Origin of the sequence: Streptomyces sp. NPDC059785, from assembly GCF_042732375.1 — a bacterium.
Lineage (GTDB): Bacteria > Actinomycetota > Actinomycetes > Streptomycetales > Streptomycetaceae > Streptomyces.
Genome location: NZ_JBHWHV010000069.1, coordinates 1 through 17,051 on the forward strand (window position 1 = coordinate 1; position 17,051 = coordinate 17,051).

12 protein-coding genes are annotated in these 17,051 nt (G+C 72.4%); 8 read left to right on the forward strand and 4 right to left on the reverse strand.

Translation table 11 applies throughout. The features are described from left to right. Positions 1-80 precede the first annotated feature (80 nt). Together ACFV6E_RS36085 and ACFV6E_RS36090 are read right to left on the reverse strand one after the other, a co-directional pair. Positions 81-1,001, reverse strand: coding sequence for a carbohydrate kinase (locus ACFV6E_RS36085; protein ID WP_385467475.1), 921 nt, complete (start codon positions 999-1,001; stop codon positions 81-83). Between the two features lie 99 nt (positions 1,002-1,100). Further along, a complete protein-coding gene (locus tag ACFV6E_RS36090) occupies positions 1,101-2,165 on the reverse strand; it encodes a LacI family DNA-binding transcriptional regulator (RefSeq protein WP_385171569.1) in 1,065 nt (354 codons plus the stop codon). Positions 2,166-2,448: 283 nt separating this feature from the next. Here ACFV6E_RS36090 and ACFV6E_RS36095 point away from each other — a divergent pair, with 283 nt between their 5' ends. After that, positions 2,449-2,880, forward strand: coding sequence for a Rieske (2Fe-2S) protein (locus tag ACFV6E_RS36095; protein ID WP_385171572.1), 432 nt, complete (start codon positions 2,449-2,451; stop codon positions 2,878-2,880). A 42-nt stretch (positions 2,881-2,922) separates the two neighbouring features. Here ACFV6E_RS36095 and ACFV6E_RS36100 read toward each other — a convergent pair whose 3' ends face one another. Both ACFV6E_RS36100 and ACFV6E_RS36105 read right to left on the reverse strand, forming a co-directional pair. Beyond that, positions 2,923-3,960: a hypothetical protein gene (locus ACFV6E_RS36100; RefSeq protein WP_385467478.1), complete on the reverse strand. Its 1,038-nt coding sequence runs from the start codon at positions 3,958-3,960 to the stop codon at positions 2,923-2,925. Positions 3,961-4,245: 285 nt separating this feature from the next. After that, entirely contained in the window at positions 4,246-4,614 is a 369-nt protein-coding gene (locus ACFV6E_RS36105) for a response regulator (RefSeq protein WP_385171578.1), read from the reverse strand. Positions 4,615-4,750: 136 nt separating this feature from the next. Here ACFV6E_RS36105 and ACFV6E_RS36110 point away from each other — a divergent pair, with 136 nt between their 5' ends. The 7 genes from ACFV6E_RS36110 to ACFV6E_RS36140 all read left to right on the forward strand — a co-directional run bounded on the left by ACFV6E_RS36110 (position 4,751) and on the right by ACFV6E_RS36140 (position 16,931). Continuing rightward, positions 4,751-7,111 carry a PAS domain S-box protein gene (locus ACFV6E_RS36110; protein ID WP_385467481.1) on the forward strand — a complete coding sequence of 787 codons (2,361 nt, stop codon included), beginning with the start codon at positions 4,751-4,753 and terminating at the stop codon, positions 7,109-7,111. A 546-nt stretch (positions 7,112-7,657) separates the two neighbouring features. Next, a complete protein-coding gene (locus ACFV6E_RS36115) occupies positions 7,658-8,329 on the forward strand; it encodes a response regulator (RefSeq protein WP_385171583.1) in 672 nt (223 codons plus the stop codon). A gap of 236 nt (positions 8,330-8,565) precedes the next feature. Next, on the forward strand, positions 8,566-10,683 hold the full coding sequence (gene uvrC, locus ACFV6E_RS36120) for an excinuclease ABC subunit UvrC (protein WP_385467484.1): 2,118 nt from the start codon (positions 8,566-8,568) through the stop codon (positions 10,681-10,683). Further along, positions 10,680-11,756 (forward strand): RNase adapter RapZ, encoded by a 1,077-nt coding sequence (gene rapZ / locus ACFV6E_RS36125; protein WP_385171589.1) that lies wholly within the window; start codon positions 10,680-10,682, stop codon positions 11,754-11,756. Before uvrC ends, rapZ begins: the two co-directional genes overlap by 4 nt. Next, complete coding sequence (yvcK, locus tag ACFV6E_RS36130) at positions 11,753-12,796, forward strand: uridine diphosphate-N-acetylglucosamine-binding protein YvcK (protein WP_385171592.1); 1,044 nt, start codon at positions 11,753-11,755, stop codon at positions 12,794-12,796. The genes rapZ and yvcK overlap by 4 nt, the downstream gene beginning before the upstream one ends. Further along, positions 12,787-13,776, forward strand: a complete 990-nt coding sequence (whiA, locus tag ACFV6E_RS36135; protein WP_345655399.1) for a DNA-binding protein WhiA — start codon at positions 12,787-12,789, stop codon at positions 13,774-13,776. The genes yvcK and whiA overlap by 10 nt, the downstream gene beginning before the upstream one ends. A gap of 203 nt (positions 13,777-13,979) precedes the next feature. After that, positions 13,980-16,931, forward strand: coding sequence for a M14 family zinc carboxypeptidase (locus ACFV6E_RS36140; RefSeq protein WP_385171596.1), 2,952 nt, complete (start codon positions 13,980-13,982; stop codon positions 16,929-16,931). Positions 16,932-17,051 lie beyond the last annotated feature (120 nt).

The window sequence follows — 17,051 nt, forward strand, 5'->3', positions numbered from 1 at the left end:
CCACGGGAACTTCCCGTGGGGCGCCGTGCGTGCCGCCCCGGTTCCTCGCGTTCGGAGCGTCGTCGGTCCTGTGCGTTGTCCTACACGTTCAGGACGTCGCCCAGCTCGGCGGCGTACGGTGGTTCCGCGCCCGCCCGTGAGCAGGTGATCGCCGCGGCGCGGGCCGCGAACCGCAGCAGCTCCGCCCAGCCGTCGGCGTCCAGCTCCGCGAGCGCCTGCGGGGCGAGCGCGTCGCGGGCGGCGAGACCGTGCAGCAGCGCCGCGTTCACGGTGTCACCGGCACCGATGGTGTCCACGACCTCGACCTTCTCACCGGGCACGGAGTACGTCGAACCGTCGCGCGTGTGGACCGTCAGGCCGTCGCCGCCGCGGGTCATGACGACCGCCGCGGGACCTGACGCCAGCCACTCGTCCGGAGTGCCGCCCAGCCACTCGGCGTCCTCCGCGGAGAGCTTGAGCAGCGACACCGACGGCAGCCAGCTCCTGAACCGGGCCCGGTAGGCGTCCGGATCGGCGATCAGTCCGGCCCGGATGTTCGGGTCGAGCGCCGTGAACACGCCACGTCCGGCAGCGGCGCGCATCAACCTCTCGTACGCGCTCGCGCCCGGCTCCAGGACGAGCGAGCAGGTACCGAAGGACACCGCCCGCGTGTCCGCCGGGAGATCGTCGGGCGCCGCGAACAGACGGTCCGCCGTGCCCTCCACGTAGAAGGAGTACGCGGCCGAGCCGTCCGTGCCGATCGTGGCGACCGCCAGGGTGGTCGGCTCCGGCCCCCGCTGTACGGACGCCACGTCGACGCCCGCCTCGCGCAGCCCGTCCAGCAGCGCCTCGCCGAAGGCGTCGGACGAGGTGCGGGAGCAGAAGGCCGTGGGGGAGCCGAGGCGTCCCAGAGCCACCGCCGTGTTGTACGGGCCGCCGCCGAGACGGGGCCGCAGGCTCACGAGCGGGCCAGTGCCCTGCGGTACCAGGTCGATCAGGGCCTCACCGGCGACGACGATCACGAGCGGATCCTTTCTCGGGGCTTCGGGGGAGTTGCGGATTGGGAAGTGGGGCCCGCGTCATGTGGGGTTCGTGGTCCCTGGGGTGTCGTGGGGCCCGCGTCATGTGGGGGTCGCGGTCCCTGGGGTGTCCGGGCAGCCGCACGACGTGCGGTGGACGAACGCGCAGGGCAGCCGGAGGGTGCGTGCGGGGCGGTCCGGCGAGGCGAGCCGTTCCAGGAGCAGCCGCACGGCCTGCGCCCCGATCTCCTTGCTGGGCTGGGAGATCGCGGTGAGCCGCGGCGAGAACAGGTCCGCCCACGCGAAGTCGTCGAAGCAGCACAGGGCCAGGTCGCCGGGCACGGTCAGACCGCGCTCGCGCAGGGCGCGCAGCGCGCCGATGGTCATCGCGTTGTTGCCGGTGACCAGCGCGGTGGGCGGCACCGCGAGGGACAGCAGCGCGCCGGTGGCCGTCTCGGCGTGCCGCGACTCCGACTCGCCGTGCACGACGAGCCGTTCGTCGTACGGCAGACCGGCGCCCGCCAGACCGTGCCGGTAGCCCCAGATCCGCTCGCTGGTGGTGCTGAGCCCGGACAGACCGGCGACCAGGCCGATGCGCCGGTGACCGAGTTCGGCGAGGTGCGTGACCAGTTGTGCCATGGGCTCGGTGTTCTCCGAGCTGATCTGGTCGAAGCGGTGGCCGGTGCCCGGCTGTGCGTGCGGTTCACCTGTCCGTGTCCGCTTCACCAGCCGGTCCAGGAACACCGTCGGTACGTCGTGCCGCCCGAGGTAGGCCAGCAGCTCGCGCGGGTCCGCCGAGGGGGCGACGATCATGCCGTCGACCCGCCGCTCGTGCAGCAGCTGCACGACCTTCCGTTCGTGCTCGCGGTCGTCGTGCGGGTCGGCGATGAGCAGGCTGTAACCGTGTTCCAGGGCGCCGGCCTCCACGCCCTGGAGGATCTCCGTGAAGTACGGGTTGCTGATTGCCGACACCGCGAGCCCGATCGACCGTGTGCGCGCCATGACCAGGGAACGGGCCAGCGTGTTGGGCGTGTAGCCGAGTTCCTCGATGGCGTCCAGGACCGCTTGGCGGGTGGGGGGACGTACCGGACGGGTGTCGTTCAGGACGTGCGAGACGGTGGCGACGGACACCCCTGCGTGCCGCGCCACGTCCACCATCGTGGCCATCGTGTCTCCCTCGCTCCGGCGACTGCCCCTGGCTGGTCCCGGCGACTGCCGCCGACCGTCTGCGTGCGGGGAACCTACCGCATGCGGGGCGTGAGGTAAACGCTTGCGCAAACGTTTACGCAATCGCTTGCGCGAGCGTTTGCGCGGCCGCCCGCCCGACGCTCGCGCAAAGGCTTGCGTAAGCGTTTGCGCCGCGCCCCCCACGCCAACCCCGCCCGGCAAGGCGTGATCTCCACCGGTATCGTCGGCACGCACGCATGTACCTCTGACCAGTGGAGAGCCCATGCCCGGCCGTCCGTCCACGAGCCGCCGTACCGTTCTGCGAGGGGCGGTCGTCACCCCGGTCGTCGGCCTCGGCCTCACCGCCTGTTCGTCCGGGGGAGACGGCAAGGCGGCGCCCGCGACGCCGACCGCGCCCGTCGAGCTGGGCGCGCAGAGCGAGGTCACCAAGGGCGGCGCCAAGCTCTACAAGGACCACAACGTGGTGGTCAGCCGCGCGAACGACGGCTCACTGAAGGCGTACAGCACCATCTGCACACACGCCGGCTGCCCCATCAACAAGCTGGAGGGCACGAAGCTCACGTGCTCCTGTCACGGCAGCGAGTTCGACGCGGCGACGGGCAGGGTGCTGCACGCGCCCGCCACCGCGCCGCTCAACGAGCTGTCCGTGGAGGAGAAGGACGGCAAGATCGTCGCGGGTCCTCCGACGACCTGAGGCGGCTGCGGGGGCCTGCCGTCCGGGTTCCCTGAGCGGTGGTCATTCCCAGTCCCAGGCGATCCCCAGGATGCCCGACCGCACGCGCGGTTCGACCAGGTGCACGGAGTGGTGCCGGTCGCTCAGCGGCAGTTCCTGCCGGCCGCCGCGCGGGGCCGCCTCGGAGTGCTGGGTGAACCGGTGGCAGCCCACCGGCAGCGCCCGTTCGTCGAAGCGCACCTGGAGGGCGTACTGCCCGCCCGCGAAGCTGAACCCGCGGACGTACTCGCCGGACGCGCCGGCCGTCCCGTCGTCGAAGCGGTAGCGGAACAGGAAAGTGTCGCCCGCGCGGAGCCGGGTGTCGAAGAGCAGCTCGGCCACCAGCATTCCGGTGTCGTGGTGCCACCGCACGCGTCCCGTGCGGCAGTTCTCGAGGGCGCGTACGGTCATCCGGTCCGGCGCGCATCCCGGGTCGCCGTGGTGGACGGCCACGTAGCGGTCCACGCCGTCCTTGTGGGCCCGCACGATGTGCTGCGACTCGCGGCCGCGCAGTTCGCGGCGGGCGCCGATCCGCACCCGTTCGTGGTGGCCGATGGTGTGCAGTCCGCCGTCGAGCGGTGACTCCAGTTCGGTCAGCAGCCGGTTCAGGACGCCGGACGCCTCGATCACGGAACGGTACGAACGGCTCGCGGGGCGGCCCCGCGCCGGTCCCGTCACACCTGCCGGTCCCGTCACACCTGCCGGACCGGCCGGACCCGTGATCCTCGTCGAGTGCGTCGGGAGCGTTGCGCGGGCCGAGGGATCGTCGTTCTTGGCGAGCAGCCGGATCAACGATTCGTCGGGCAGCTGAAGAATCTCCTCCAGGGCGCGAACGGCCCGTAGCGACTCGGGGCGCTGCGGGCGCCGGGCGCCCTGCTGCCAGTAACTCAGGCTCGTCACCCCGACTCTCACCCCGTAGCGCGTCAGATGGTGCTGGACGCGCTGGAGCGGCAGGCCGCGGGCCGCTATCGCGGCGCGCAGTGCCACGTGGAAGGGGCCGCCCTGCAGAGCCGTCTTCAGCTCGGCCGGGGCGAGGTCCGCGTGCTCTGTGCCGTGCCGCATGCAGGGGCCTTTCTGTGAAGTCCACGACGGTTGGTCAGGCCGTACGCGCGCGTGCCGGGCCGTTTGCGGGGTGCGGGTAAATGGGGTGCGTCCGCACCGCGTCGTCCACGGCCGTCAAGTTCCCCCGCATTGAAGCGTGTTGACTCAGCCCCGACAACAGTTGATGCTCAACCGCCACGTCCGTACGGGCTTCTCCACAAGACACTTGCGCCCGGGACGGGGCACGTGGCCGACCGGGCTTCCCGGGAGGCGGGACGCGGCCGGGCGGGCTCCCTGGGGCGGTGCTCAGTCATGGCGTGCGTGGCCGGGGCGCACCAGCTCCCTGATCGCCGGCGCCGACAGCGCCGACTTGTGGAGGAAGCCCCGGGCGGGGCTGGCCGTGACGAGCTCCTGGAAGTCCTCCAGGCAGTGCGCCGAGATGAGGATCACGGCGGGGACGCCGCCGGCGAGGAGCCGGACGACGTCCAGGCCGCTCTCGCCGTCGAGGTCGAGGTCGACCAGGGCGACGTCGGGGGCCAGTTCCCGGGCGCGCGCGACGGCCTCGGCGCCCGTCGAGGCGACGCCGACGACCTCCACCCCACCGCGCTCCAGCAGGGCACACGCCGCTTCCAGGAAACGGGCGCTGTCGTCCACGAGCAGACAGCGGATGAACATGGGGACAGCTTGCCAATCCGCCGCCGGGCGCGCCTTCCGGCTAGCGGGAAAGTGCTGATGTCCCGCGCCGCACAACGACGTTGGTGCTCACCCAGCGCAGCCGGGCGTCACCGGCGGTAGCATGGAGGCACCCTGCATGACCAAGTCCCCGTCGGCGGGTGGGAGTGCGCATGAAGTTGCTCTGGCACGGACGCAGCGCACCACAGGAAGCACCGCACAGCGCAGCACCACACAGCACGGCATCGCGCGGCAGGGCGCCACACTGCGCAGCACCGCGCGGCACGGTCCGGCGCGGCACCCCGGGCGGCTCGCCGAGAAGCACACCGGACGGTGCCCCGACGGCAGGCCGATGAAGGGCCGGGCCGTGAACAGCCGGGCCACGCAGAGCCGGATGACGCAGAGCCCGCTCATGCCGAGCCGGACCACGCAGAGCCCGCCCACGCCGAGCCGGACCACGCAGAGCCGGGCCGGTGTCCGCAGCCGCCTGCGGGCCGTTCTCGCGGCGATCGCGGCGACGGGACTGCTCGCGTCGGTCGCCTTGCCGGCCGTCCGGCAGCGGCACCGGATGCCCGCCCCGCAGGCCACCGCGCAGGTGCGGGTGCCCGCCGTGGACGGACTGGCGGCCGCCGGACCGGGCGGCGCGCGCGACACCGCCCTCTACCTGGGGATCCTGTTGGCCGTCACGGCCCTCGCCCTGGTGCTGCGCCGGTTCGTCTCCCGTCCGCTCCAGGACGTGTCCCAGGGGGCCAGGGCGCTCGCCGAGGGCGATCTCTCGTACGACGTCGAGTACCGGGGGAAGGACGGGATCGGTGCGGTCGCCGAGACGCTGCGGGAGCTGCGGACGACCAGCGAACGGCTCGCCGCCGAGATCCGCACCATGAACACGGCCATGGAGGCCCGCCGCTTCGGCCACCGGGCGGACGCCGCCGCCTTCGAAGGCGCCTGGGCGCAGCTCCTCGACGGTATGAACGCCACCATGGCGTCCGTCGCCGCGGCGCACGACCGGCTCCGCAAGGCCGAACGGGAACTGGACAGCGTCTTCACCCTCTCGCTCGACCCGCTGTGCATCTTCGGCCCGGACGGCCGTTTCAAGCGGGTGAGCCCGGCGTTCGAGAGCACGCTCGGGTACAGCGCGGCGGAGTTGCGCTCCCGGCCGTGGATCGAGTTCGTGCACGCGGAGGACCGGGCACGCACGCGTACCGTCCTGTCCGCGCTCAACGGCGGCGTCGAACACGTCGAGTTCGAGAACCGGTGTCTGCGCGCGGACGGCACGGCGCGCTGGCTCCAGTGGAGCGCCCGCAGGGTGCCCGGCGAGGGCCTCGTGCACGCCACGGCGCACGACGTCACCGACAGCCGCAGGGCCGGCCGCGAGGAGGCCGCGCTGCGCCGGGTGGCCACCCTGGTTGCCCGCGGCGTCTCGCCGGACGAGATGTTCACGTCGGTCGCGCACGAGGTGGGGCTCGTACTGAGCAGCGCCTCGGCGGCCGTCCTGCGCTACGAGGCCGACGGCGGCGTCACCGTCCTGGGCTCGGCCTACGTGGCGGCGAGCGAGGCGAGCGGGGACCGGGCCGCCGCGGTGGAGTGGGCCGCGTCCGAGCACGCGGTGCGGGCCGGGTGCGCCGCGCGGGAAGAGTCCGCGTTACCGGAGGCGCGCTCGGTCGGCGCCCCGATCGTCGTCGACGACCGGCTCTGGGGTGTGGTCGTCGCGGCCTCGGCGGGCGCCGAGCCGATGCCCGTGGGTACGGCGGCCCAGCTCACCGACTTCACCGAGCTCGTCGCCGTCGCCATAGCCAACGCGGACGCGCGGGCCCAGCTCACGGCCTCACGCGCGCGCGTCGTGGCCAGCGCGGACGCCTCCCGGCGCCGCATCGAGCGCGATCTGCACGACGGGGTCCAGCAGCGTCTGGTCTCGCTCCAGCTCGACCTGCGGACGGCCGAGTCGATGGCGCCGGTCGGGGCCGGTGAACTGAACCGGCAGCTCGCGCACATCGGCAAGGGGCTCGACGACACCTTCGAGGAACTGCTGCAGGTCTCCCGGGGCATCCACCCGGCGATCCTGTCCAGGGGCGGTCTCGCACCCGCTCTGCGCGCGCTGGCGCGTCGCTCGGCGATACCGGTGGAGCTGGCGCTCCGGCTGCCGCCCGCCCGGCTTCCCGAACGGATCGAGGTCGCCGTCTACTACGTGGCCTCCGAGTGCCTGACCAACGCGGCCAAGCACGCGCGCGCGGGCGTCGTGCGGATCGAGGGCGGGATCGAGGAGGTGCCCGAGGACGGGACCGAGGACGGGACCGGGACGGAGTGCGAGGGCGCCGCCCTGGAGGTGTCGATCAGTGACGACGGGGTCGGGGGCGCGGAGCCGCGCCGCGGTTCGGGGCTCGTCGGGCTCACCGACCGGGTCGAAGCGATCGGCGGCCGGCTGAGCCTCGTCAGCCTGCCCGGTGACGGTACGACCGTGACGGTCAGGCTGCCGCTGGAGACGCCGTCGGCGGACAAATGACCGCCCGGGTGTGCACAGAGGGGGTCCAAAGGGGGGCTTGGACTCGGTGACGTAGGCACACTCCGGACGGTCGTACTCGGGCGGTGCGGTTGCCCTCCCCGCGGTGTTCGCGCGTTCCCACGGTGATCCCGTAAACGCTCCCGCGTTCCCGGAGGTGTTCCCACGGTGTTCCCGCGAGCGTTCCCGCGTTCCCGCAGTCGTTCCACGGTGTTCCCGCGAGCGTTCCCGCGGTCCCTCCCGGGGCGGGTCGTCCGCCGGCCGCTGCCGCGGCGATGGGCACGGACCGACCACCGTCGGTCCCGCTCCGTGCCCACCGCGCCACCCGCAGCCCTTCGACCCGGTCTGCCGCCCCTCGCCCGGGGCGGGCCTGGCATCCGCACTACTTCGATGATGGCGGCGAAACGCTCCGCCGTCGTCACGGCCAGCGGCCAACCCGCCGTTCCGGCCCGCTGCCATCGGCGCCCCCCGCTAGCCGTAAGCGCACGGGTTCCGGCACATTGGACGGCGCGGAGCACCGCGGGGGCCTCGGCGGACGGGAAACCGATCATGGATTCGAGCAAGCAGCCTGCGCCCGGCCGGGTGGTCCTGGCAGACGACGACGTGTTGCTCAGGGAGGGACTGGCCAGCCTCTGCGAGCGGGCGGGGTACCAGGTGGTGGGGCAGGCGGGCGACGCCGCCCGGCTCCTCGAACTGGTCACCGAGAACCACCCCGACCTGGCGATCGTCGACATCAGGATGCCGCCGACGCACTCCACGGAGGGGCTCAGGGCGGCCCGGGCCATCCGCGGGCGGTACCCCTCGCTCGGGATCCTCGTGCTCTCCGCGTACGTGGAGGTCGAGGACGCCCTGGAGCTGCTGGCGAGCGGGCGCCGGATCGGCTACCTCCTGAAGAGCCGCATCACCGTCGTCGACGAGTTCACCGAGACGCTCGACCGGATCCGCAGGGGCGGTTCGGTGGTCGACCCGTCGCTGGTGCAGGAGCTGGTCTCCGCCCAGCGCCGCGACGACCCGCTGTCCCTGCTCAGCTCCCGGGAGCGGGAGGTCCTCGCGCTGATGGCGGAGGGCCGCTCCAACGCGGGCATCGCCCGGCGGCTGTGGGTGACCGAGGGCACGGTCGAGAAACATGTCCGCAGCATCCTGGGGAAGCTGCGCCTCCAGGAGCAGCCCGACGACCACCGCCGGGTCCTCGCCGTCCTCACCTTCCTGGAGTCCCGCTAGCCCCCCGGCTCCCCGGGTTCTGCCGGCCCCTCCGTCTCCCGGAGCCCCGCCGGCCGCTCCGGCCCCCGGAGTCCCGCCGGGCCTGCCGGTACCCGGAGTTTCGCCGAGCCCTCCGGCCCCCTGGAGCGCCACCGATCACACCAGTCGCCCGGAGCCCGGGCCGTGTCCGCCTCTTCGTCCACAGGTGCGGCCGGGAGCCCGTCGCGGTGTCACACCACGCCAGTAGGGTGTGAGACATGGCCGACCCCTCCAGCTACCGCCCCAAGCCGGGAGAGATCCCGGACTCGCCCGGGGTCTACAAGTTTCGCGACGAGCACCGCCGGGTGATCTACGTAGGCAAGGCGAAGAGCCTGCGCCAGCGTCTTGCCAACTACTTCCAGGACCTGGCCGGCCTGCACCCGCGCACCCGCACGATGGTCACCACGGCCGCGTCCGTGGAGTGGACGGTGGTGTCCACGGAGGTCGAGGCGCTCCAGCTCGAGTACTCGTGGATCAAGGAGTTCGACCCCCGGTTCAACGTCAAGTACCGCGACGACAAGAGCTACCCGTACCTCGCGGTGACCATGAACGAGGAGTTCCCGCGCGTGCAGGTGATGCGCGGCCACAAGCGCAAGGGCGTGCGCTACTTCGGCCCCTACGCGCACGCGTGGGCCATCCGCGACACCGTGGACCTCCTGCTGCGCGTCTTCCCCGTGCGCACGTGCTCGGCCGGCGTCTTCAAGAACGCGGCCCGCACCGGCCGCCCCTGCCTCCTCGGCTACATCGGCAAGTGCTCGGCTCCGTGCGTCGGCCGGATCGACCCGGACGACCACTGGGACCTGGCCGACGAGTTCTGCGACTTCATGGCCGGCCGCACGGGCACGTACATCCGCCGCCTGGAGAGGCGGATGGGCGAGGCGGCCGAGGAGATGGAGTACGAGCGGGCGGCCCGGCTGCGCGACGACATCGAGGCCCTGAAGAAGGCCATGGAGAAGAACGCCGTGGTGCTCGCCGACGCCACGGACGCCGATCTGATCGCCGTCTGTGAGGACGAGCTCGAGGCCGCCGTGCAGATCTTCCACGTCCGCGGCGGACGCGTGCGCGGCCAGCGCGGCTGGGTCACCGACAAGGTGGAGGCGGTCACCACCGGCGGCCTGGTGGAGCACGCGCTCCAGCAGCTCTACGGCGAGGAGACCGGTGACTCGGTGCCCAAGGAGGTCCTCGTCCCGGCGCTGCCCGACCCGGTGGAGCCGGTGCAGGAGTGGCTGACCGCCCGCCGAGGGTCGAACGTGTCGCTGCGTATCCCGCAGCGCGGCGACAAGAAGGCCCTCATGGAGACCGTGCAGCGTAACGCGCTCCAGGCGCTCGGCCTGCACAAGACCAAGCGCGCCTCCGACCTCACCACCCGCTCCCGCGCCCTGGAGGAGATCGCCGAGGCCCTCGGCCTGGACGCCGCGCCCCTGAGGATCGAGTGCTACGACATCTCGCACCTCCAGGGCGAGGACGTCGTCGCCTCCATGGTCGTCTTCGAGGACGGCCTGGCTCGCAAGAGCGAGTACCGGCGCTTCCAGATCAAGGGCTTCGAGGGCCAGGACGACGTCCGGTCCATGCACGAGGTGATCACCCGCCGCTTCAGGCGCTACCTCGCCGAGAAGGAGCGGACGGGGGAATGGGCCGGCGACGAGGCGGCGCTCACCGGGGATGACGGCCGTCCCAGGCTCACCGGGGATGACGGCCGCCCCGAGCCCGCCGACGAGGACGGCCGCCCCAGACTCACCGAGGAGGACGGCCGGCCCAAGCGGTTCGCCTACCCGCCGCAGCTCGTCGTGGTGGACGGCGGCCAGCCGCAGGTCGCGGCCGCCCAGCGGGCCCTGGACGAGCTCGGCATCGACGACATCGCCGTGTGCGGCCTGGCCAAGCGACTGGAGGAGGTCTGGCTGCCCGGGGAGGACGACCCGGTCGTGCTGCCGCGCACCAGCGAGGGCCTCTACCTGCTCCAGAGGGTCCGCGACGAGGCCCACCGCTTCGCGATCACCTACCAGCGCACCAAGCGGGCCAAGCGCTTCCGGGCGAGTCCTCTGGACGACGTGCCGGGTTTGGGCGAAACGCGCAAACAAGCGCTGCTCAAGCACTTCGGCTCGGTGAAGAAGCTACGCTCCGCGACCATCGACCAGATCTGCGAGGTCCCCGGCATAGGCCGCAAGACGGCCGAGGCGATCGCCGTGGCCTTCGCCCGGGCGGCCCCGGCCGCACCCGCCGTGAACACGGCGACCGGAGAGATCATCGAAGACGAGGAGTCCGGGACGACGGCGGGCTCCGCGGGGGAGCCCGTGACCGCGGGATCCCCGGACGAGCGACGGGGGCAGGAGAGATGACCGAGCAGGACGCGCATCACGAAGAACACGGGGAACACCAGGGGCGGCAGGACCGCCAGGATCCCCGGGAGCGCCAGGAACACCGCGCACGCCCAGCCGACGGCCAGGAAGCGCACAAGAAGACGAGTGAAGATCACTCCGAGCACGACGCAGACCACGAAGACGGAGCAAAGGTGAGTACGGGCAGCGAACCGGCCGGGACGCCCGACGCGGTCATCCCCGAGCTGGTGATCATCTCCGGCATGTCAGGAGCCGGCCGGTCCACGGCCGCCAAGTGTCTCGAGGACCTCGGCTGGTTCGTCGTGGACAATCTGCCGCCGGCGCTGATCCCCACCATGGTGGAGCTCGGCGCCCGTTCCCAGGGAAACGTGGCACGGATCGCGGTCGTCGTCGACGTACGCGGCCGCCGCTTCTTCGACAACCTCCGCGAGTCCCTCGCCGACCTGGAGGCCAAGGGCGTCACCCGGCGCATCGTCTTCCTGGAGTCCTCCGACGACGCCCTGGTGCGCCGTTTCGAGTCCGTGCGGCGCCCGCACCCGCTCCAGGGCGACGGCCGCATCGTCGACGGCATCGACGCCGAGCGCGAGCTGCTGCGGGAGCTGCGCGGCGACGCCGACCTGGTCATCGACACCTCCAGCCTGAACGTGCACGAGCTGCGCGCCAAGATGGACGCCCAGTTCGCGGGCGAGGAGGAGCCGGAGCTGCGGGCCACCGTCATGTCCTTCGGTTTCAAGTACGGCCTCCCGGTCGACGCGGACCTGGTCGCCGACATGCGCTTCCTGCCGAACCCGCACTGGGTCCCCGAGTTGCGCCCGTACACCGGCCTGAACGAGGAGGTGTCGGGCTATGTGTTCAACCAGCCCGGCGCCAAGGAGTTCCTCGACCGGTACGCGGAGCTGCTCCGGCTGATCGCGGCCGGCTACCGGCGCGAGGGCAAGCGCTACGTGACCATCGCGGTCGGCTGCACCGGCGGCAAGCACCGCTCGGTCGCGGTGTCGGAGAGGCTGGCGGCCAGGCTGGCGTCCGAGGGAGTGGAGACGGTCGTCGTCCACCGGGACATGGGCCGCGAATGACCGGACGTGCGCTGCGGCTGAGCAGGCTGCGCCGGGTGACCCCCGAGGGGCGCGGCGGCAAGGGACGCCGGCGCGGCGCCCAGCCCAAGGTCGTCGCCCTCGGCGGCGGCATGGGTCTGTCCGCCTCGCTCGCCGCGCTGCGCCGGATCACCGGCGACCTTACCGCCGTCGTCACCGTGGCCGACGACGGCGGCTCCAGCGGGCGGCTCCGCGACGAGCTGGGCGTGCTGCCGCCCGGCGATCTGCGCAAGGCGCTGGCCGCGCTGTGCGGGGACGACGACTGGGGCCAGACCTGGGCCCGCGTCATCCAGCACCGCTTCGTCTCCCAGGGCGACCTGCACGAGCACGCGGTCGGCAATTTGCTGATCGTCGCCCTGTGGGAGCAGCTGGGCGACCACGTCCTGGCGCTGGACCTGGTCGGCAAGCTCCTCGGCGCGCACGGGCGCGTGCTGCCCATGTCCGCCGTGCCTCTGGAACTCCAGGCGCTGGTCAAGGGCCACGACCCGGACCGCCCGGAGGACGTGGACACCGTGCGCGGCCAGGCCACCGTCGCGCTCACCCCCGGCGAGGTGCAGTCCGTGCACGTCGTCCCGCACGACCCGCCCGCCGTCCCCGAGGCCGTCGCCGCGGTCCTCGACGCGGACTGGGTGGTGCTCGGCCCCGGCTCCTGGTTCTCCTCGGTGATTCCGCACCTGCTCGTGCCCGATCTGCTGGACGCCCTGACGGAGACGAAGGCTCGCCGGGTACTGTCCCTGAACCTCGCGCCGCAGCCCGGAGAAACCGAGGGCTTCTCCCCGCAGCGTCATTTGGAGGTTTTGGGACGACACGCCCCTAAACTCGCCCTGGACGTGGTGCTGGCCGACGAGGCCGCCGTGCCCGACCGCGACTCACTCACCGACGCCGCGAAGCGGTTCGGCGCCGCGGTCGAGCTGGCGCCGGTGGCCAGGACCGACGGAACTCCGCGGCACGACCCGGAGCTGTTGGCCGCCGCGTACGACCGTATTTTTCGGATGCATGGAAGGATCGGCCCATGGCGATGACGGCAGCGGTGAAGGACGAGATCTCCCGGCTCCCCGTCACCCGGACCTGCTGCAGAAAGGCGGAGGTCTCGGCGATCCTGCGGTTCGCGGGCGGCCTCCACCTGGTGAGCGGCCGCATCGTGATCGAGGCGGAGCTGGACACCGCGATGGCGGCGCGCCGCCTGAAGCGGGACATCCTGGAGATCTTCGGCCACAGCTCGGAACTGATCGTGATGGCGCCCGGCGGTCTGCGCCGCGGCTCGCGCTACGTCGTGCGCGTCGTCGCGGGCGGTGACCAGCTCGCCCGCCAGACGGGGCTGGTCGACGGCCGCGGCCGACCGATCCGCGGGCTGCCCCCGCAGGTGGTCTCGGGGGCCACCTGCGACGCGGAGGCGGCCTGGCGCGGCGCGTTCCTGGCGCACGGCTCGCTCACCGAGCCGGGCCGCTCCTCCTCCCTGGAGGTCACCTGCCCGGGTCCCGAGGCCGCGCTCGCGCTGGTCGGCGCCGCCCGCCGCCTTTCGATCGCCGCGAAGGCCCGCGAGGTCCGCGGTGTCGACCGCGTGGTGGTCCGCGACGGCGACGCGATCGGCGCGCTGCTCACCCGCCTCGGGGCGCACGAGTCGGTGCTCGCCTGGGAGGAGCGGCGGATGCGCCGCGAGGTCCGCGCCACGGCGAACCGGCTGGCCAACTTCGACGACGCCAACCTGCGCCGCTCGGCCCGTGCCGCGGTCGCCGCCGGGGCCCGGGTGCAGCGCGCCCTGGAGATCCTCGCCGACGAGGTCCCGGAGCACCTCGCCGCGGCGGGCCGGCTGCGCATGGAGCACAAGCAGGCGTCCCTGGAGGAGCTGGGCGCGCTCGCCGACCCGCCGCTGACCAAGGACGCCGTCGCGGGCCGGATCCGCCGACTGCTCGCGATGGCCGACAAGCGGGCCCAGGACCTCGGCATCCCGGGTACGGAGTCCAACCTCACCGAGGAGATGGCGGACAACCTCGTGGGCTGACCGCTCGCCCCTCCTCGTACGGACCGGGTCGCGGGGCCCCGTCCCCCGCAGGTCGAAGCGGACGCCAACTCGCCGGTTCCGGGCCCCACTCGGGGATCCCGGCACCGGCGTCCGCGTGTCCGGGGCGCACCCTTGACTTGATGATGAACGGTCATGAGCCTTGCTTCGTTCGCCGCCGTGGCGGACCACTGCAAGGGGGACTCATGAGACGCAGAGCGAGCACGATCCTCGCTGTGGGGGCGCTCCTGCTGGGCGGTGCGGGCATGGCGCCCGTCGCCCAGGCGCAGAACGACGACTCGTCAGGACCGGACGCGAACGCCGTGAAGGTGTTCCGCGCCGAGGTCACGAAGCAGCAGGTGCCCCTGCTGCTCGCGGCCGGCCAGGACGGCCACGAACTCGGCGAACAGGCGCCGGACAAGGGCACGGCCTCCGTCGAGGTCTACCTGACCGACCAGCAGGCCGGGAAGCTGCGGAAACAGGGCGTGAAGCTCACCGAGCACACGCTGTCGGCGAAGGCCGAGAAGCGGGTGGCCGCCGCGGGCGAGGAGGTGTTCCGCCCGTACAGCGGCGCGGGCAACCTCCAGGAGGAGATCGTCCGCACCGGCCAGGAGCATCCCGGCCTCACCAAGGTGGTGTCCATCGGCAAGACCGTGCGCGGTCAGGACATCCTCGCGCTCAAACTGACCAAGGGCGCCGACCGGACGGAGGACGGCTCCAAGCCGTCCGTGCTGTACATGTCCAACCAGCACGCGCGCGAGTGGATCACGCCCGAGATGACGCGGCGGCTGATGCACTACTACCTGGACCACTACAAGACGGACCAGCGGATCAAGAAGATCGTCGACTCCACCGAGCTGTGGTTCGTGCTGTCCGCCAACCCCGACGGCTACGACTACACGTTCCAGGACGCGGACACGCGCCAGTGGCGCAAGAACCTCAGGGACGTCAACGGCGACGGCGAGATCACCACCGGGGACGGCGTCGACCTCAACCGCAACTTCGCCTACAAGTGGGGCTACGACGACGAGGGTTCGTCCCCCAGCCCCACCAGCCAGACCTACCGCGGCACGAGCCCCGGCTCCGAGCCCGAGACGAAGGCGATCGACGCCTTCGAGAAGCGCGTCGGCTTCACGTACGGCATCAACTACCACTCCGCGGCCGAACTGCTGCTCTACGGAGTGGGTTGGCAGGTGGCGACGCCGACGCCGGACGACGTCCTCTACAAGTCGCTCGCCGGCACCCCGGACAACTCGGCGATCCCGGGCTACCACCCGCAGGTCTCCTCCGAGCTGTACACCACCAACGGCGAGGCCGACGGGCACGCGAGCAACGTCAACGGCATGGCGATGTTCACCCCGGAGATGTCGACCTGCCAGACCGCGTCGGACGTCGACCCGGACGACGCCTGGAACGCGGCCGACTGCGCCTCGATCTTCACCTTCCCGGACGACGAGACCCTGATCGAGCAGGAGTTCCGCAAGAACGTCCCGTTCGCCCTCTCGGTGGCCGAGACCGCCGTCCACCCCGACCGGCCGTCCTCCTCGGTCGGCCTGGACGCGGCCGACTTCACCCCGGCCCCCTTCACCGCCTCCCTCTCGCGCGGCGCCGACCAGGAGGTCTCCGTCGTCGCACGCAGGTCCGTACGCGACAAGGAGCTGAAGTACCGCGTCAACGGCGGCCGGACGTACGACATGGCGCTCAGGGCGTGGAAGGGCGGCAAGACGTACGGCGGCGAGGACAACCTCTACTTCGACGAGTACCGCGCGAAGGTCAAGGACGGCGAGCCGGGCGACGAGGTCGAGGTCTGGTTCACCGGTGAGACCAGGAGCGGGAAGCCCACCTCCAGCACGCACTTCACGTACACCGTGGCCGAGCGGCCGAAGGCCGACACGCTGGTGGTCGCCGAGGAGGGCGCGACCGCGACGCAGGCCAGGACGTACGCCGACGCGCTGAAGGCCAATGGGCGCAAGCCCCTCGTCTGGGACGTCGCCGCCCTGGGCGCCCCCGACGCGCTCGGCGTGCTCGCCCACTTCGGCACGGTCGTCCACTACACCGGCGCGGCCCGGCCCGGCAAGGCCACCCAGCTCCAGCTGCGCGCGTACCTCAACGAGGGCGGCAAGCTGATCGAGGCGGGCGAGCAGGCGGGCGGCAGCGTCGACCTCGGCGGCGGCACCCTCTCCGACGACTTCAGCCAGTACTACCTGGGCGCCTACACGCGCACCTCGACCGCAGGGGCGACCGGCTTCGACGGCTCCGGCGCGCTCGCGGGCGTCTCCGCCCCGCTCGGCGACGCCCCCGGCAACCCGCTGGACGCCGCGGGCGCCTACAGCGTCACCTCGGACTCGCTGCCCGTGGAGCAGTACCCGCAGTTCGCGAGCGCGGGCGCGGGCCAGTTCGCCGGCACCGTCAACCCGTACGGACCGTACGCGGGCTCCTACATGGCGGCGGCCGTGCACACCGACGACGCCTACAAGCGGCTCACCCGGACCATCGATCTGACCGGCGTGACCGCGGCCGACGCGCCGAAGCTGACCACCCGGCTGCTGTGGAACACGGAGGAGGGCTACGACCACGCGCTGCTCGAGGCGCACACCACGGGAGCCGACGACTGGACCACGCTGCCGGACACCTCGGGGGCGAGCAGCAGCGCCGTCCCGGCGGAGTGCGGAGCCGGCTTCCTCATCCAGGAGCACCCCTTCCTGGAGCACTACCTGACGCTCGGCTCCGACGGCTGCACCGGCAGCGGCACCACCGGCGCGTGGCACAGCTTCACCGGGGCCTCCAGCGGCTGGCAGCAGGTCTCCTTCGACCTCAGCGCCTACGCCGGGAAGTCCGTCGAGGTGTCGCTGAGCTACGTCACGGACCCGAGCAGCGGCGGGCGCGGCGTGCTCGCCGACGAGACGTCCGTCGTCACCGCCGGCGCCACCGGGACCGAGGGCTTCGAGACCTCGCTCGGCGCCTGGAGCGTCCCCGGACCGCCCGCGGGCAGCCCGGCCGTCCTCAGCGACTGGACGCGCACCGGAGAGCTGTTCAGGACCTACGCGGCGGTCGGCACCGAGGACACCGTGCTCCTCGGCTTCGGCCTGGAACACGTCACCACGGCCGCCGGCCGCACGGCGCTGGTCGGCAAGGCGCTCGCGGCCCTGGACGGCTGACGGAGCGGGCCTCCGGGGACCCTCCGCCCCCGGTGGTCACATCGCCTGAGCCGGGCGCTTGACCAGGGTGGTTCGTACTCCTACTGGTGGGTACGGACCACCCTGCCGTGTATGGCCCCT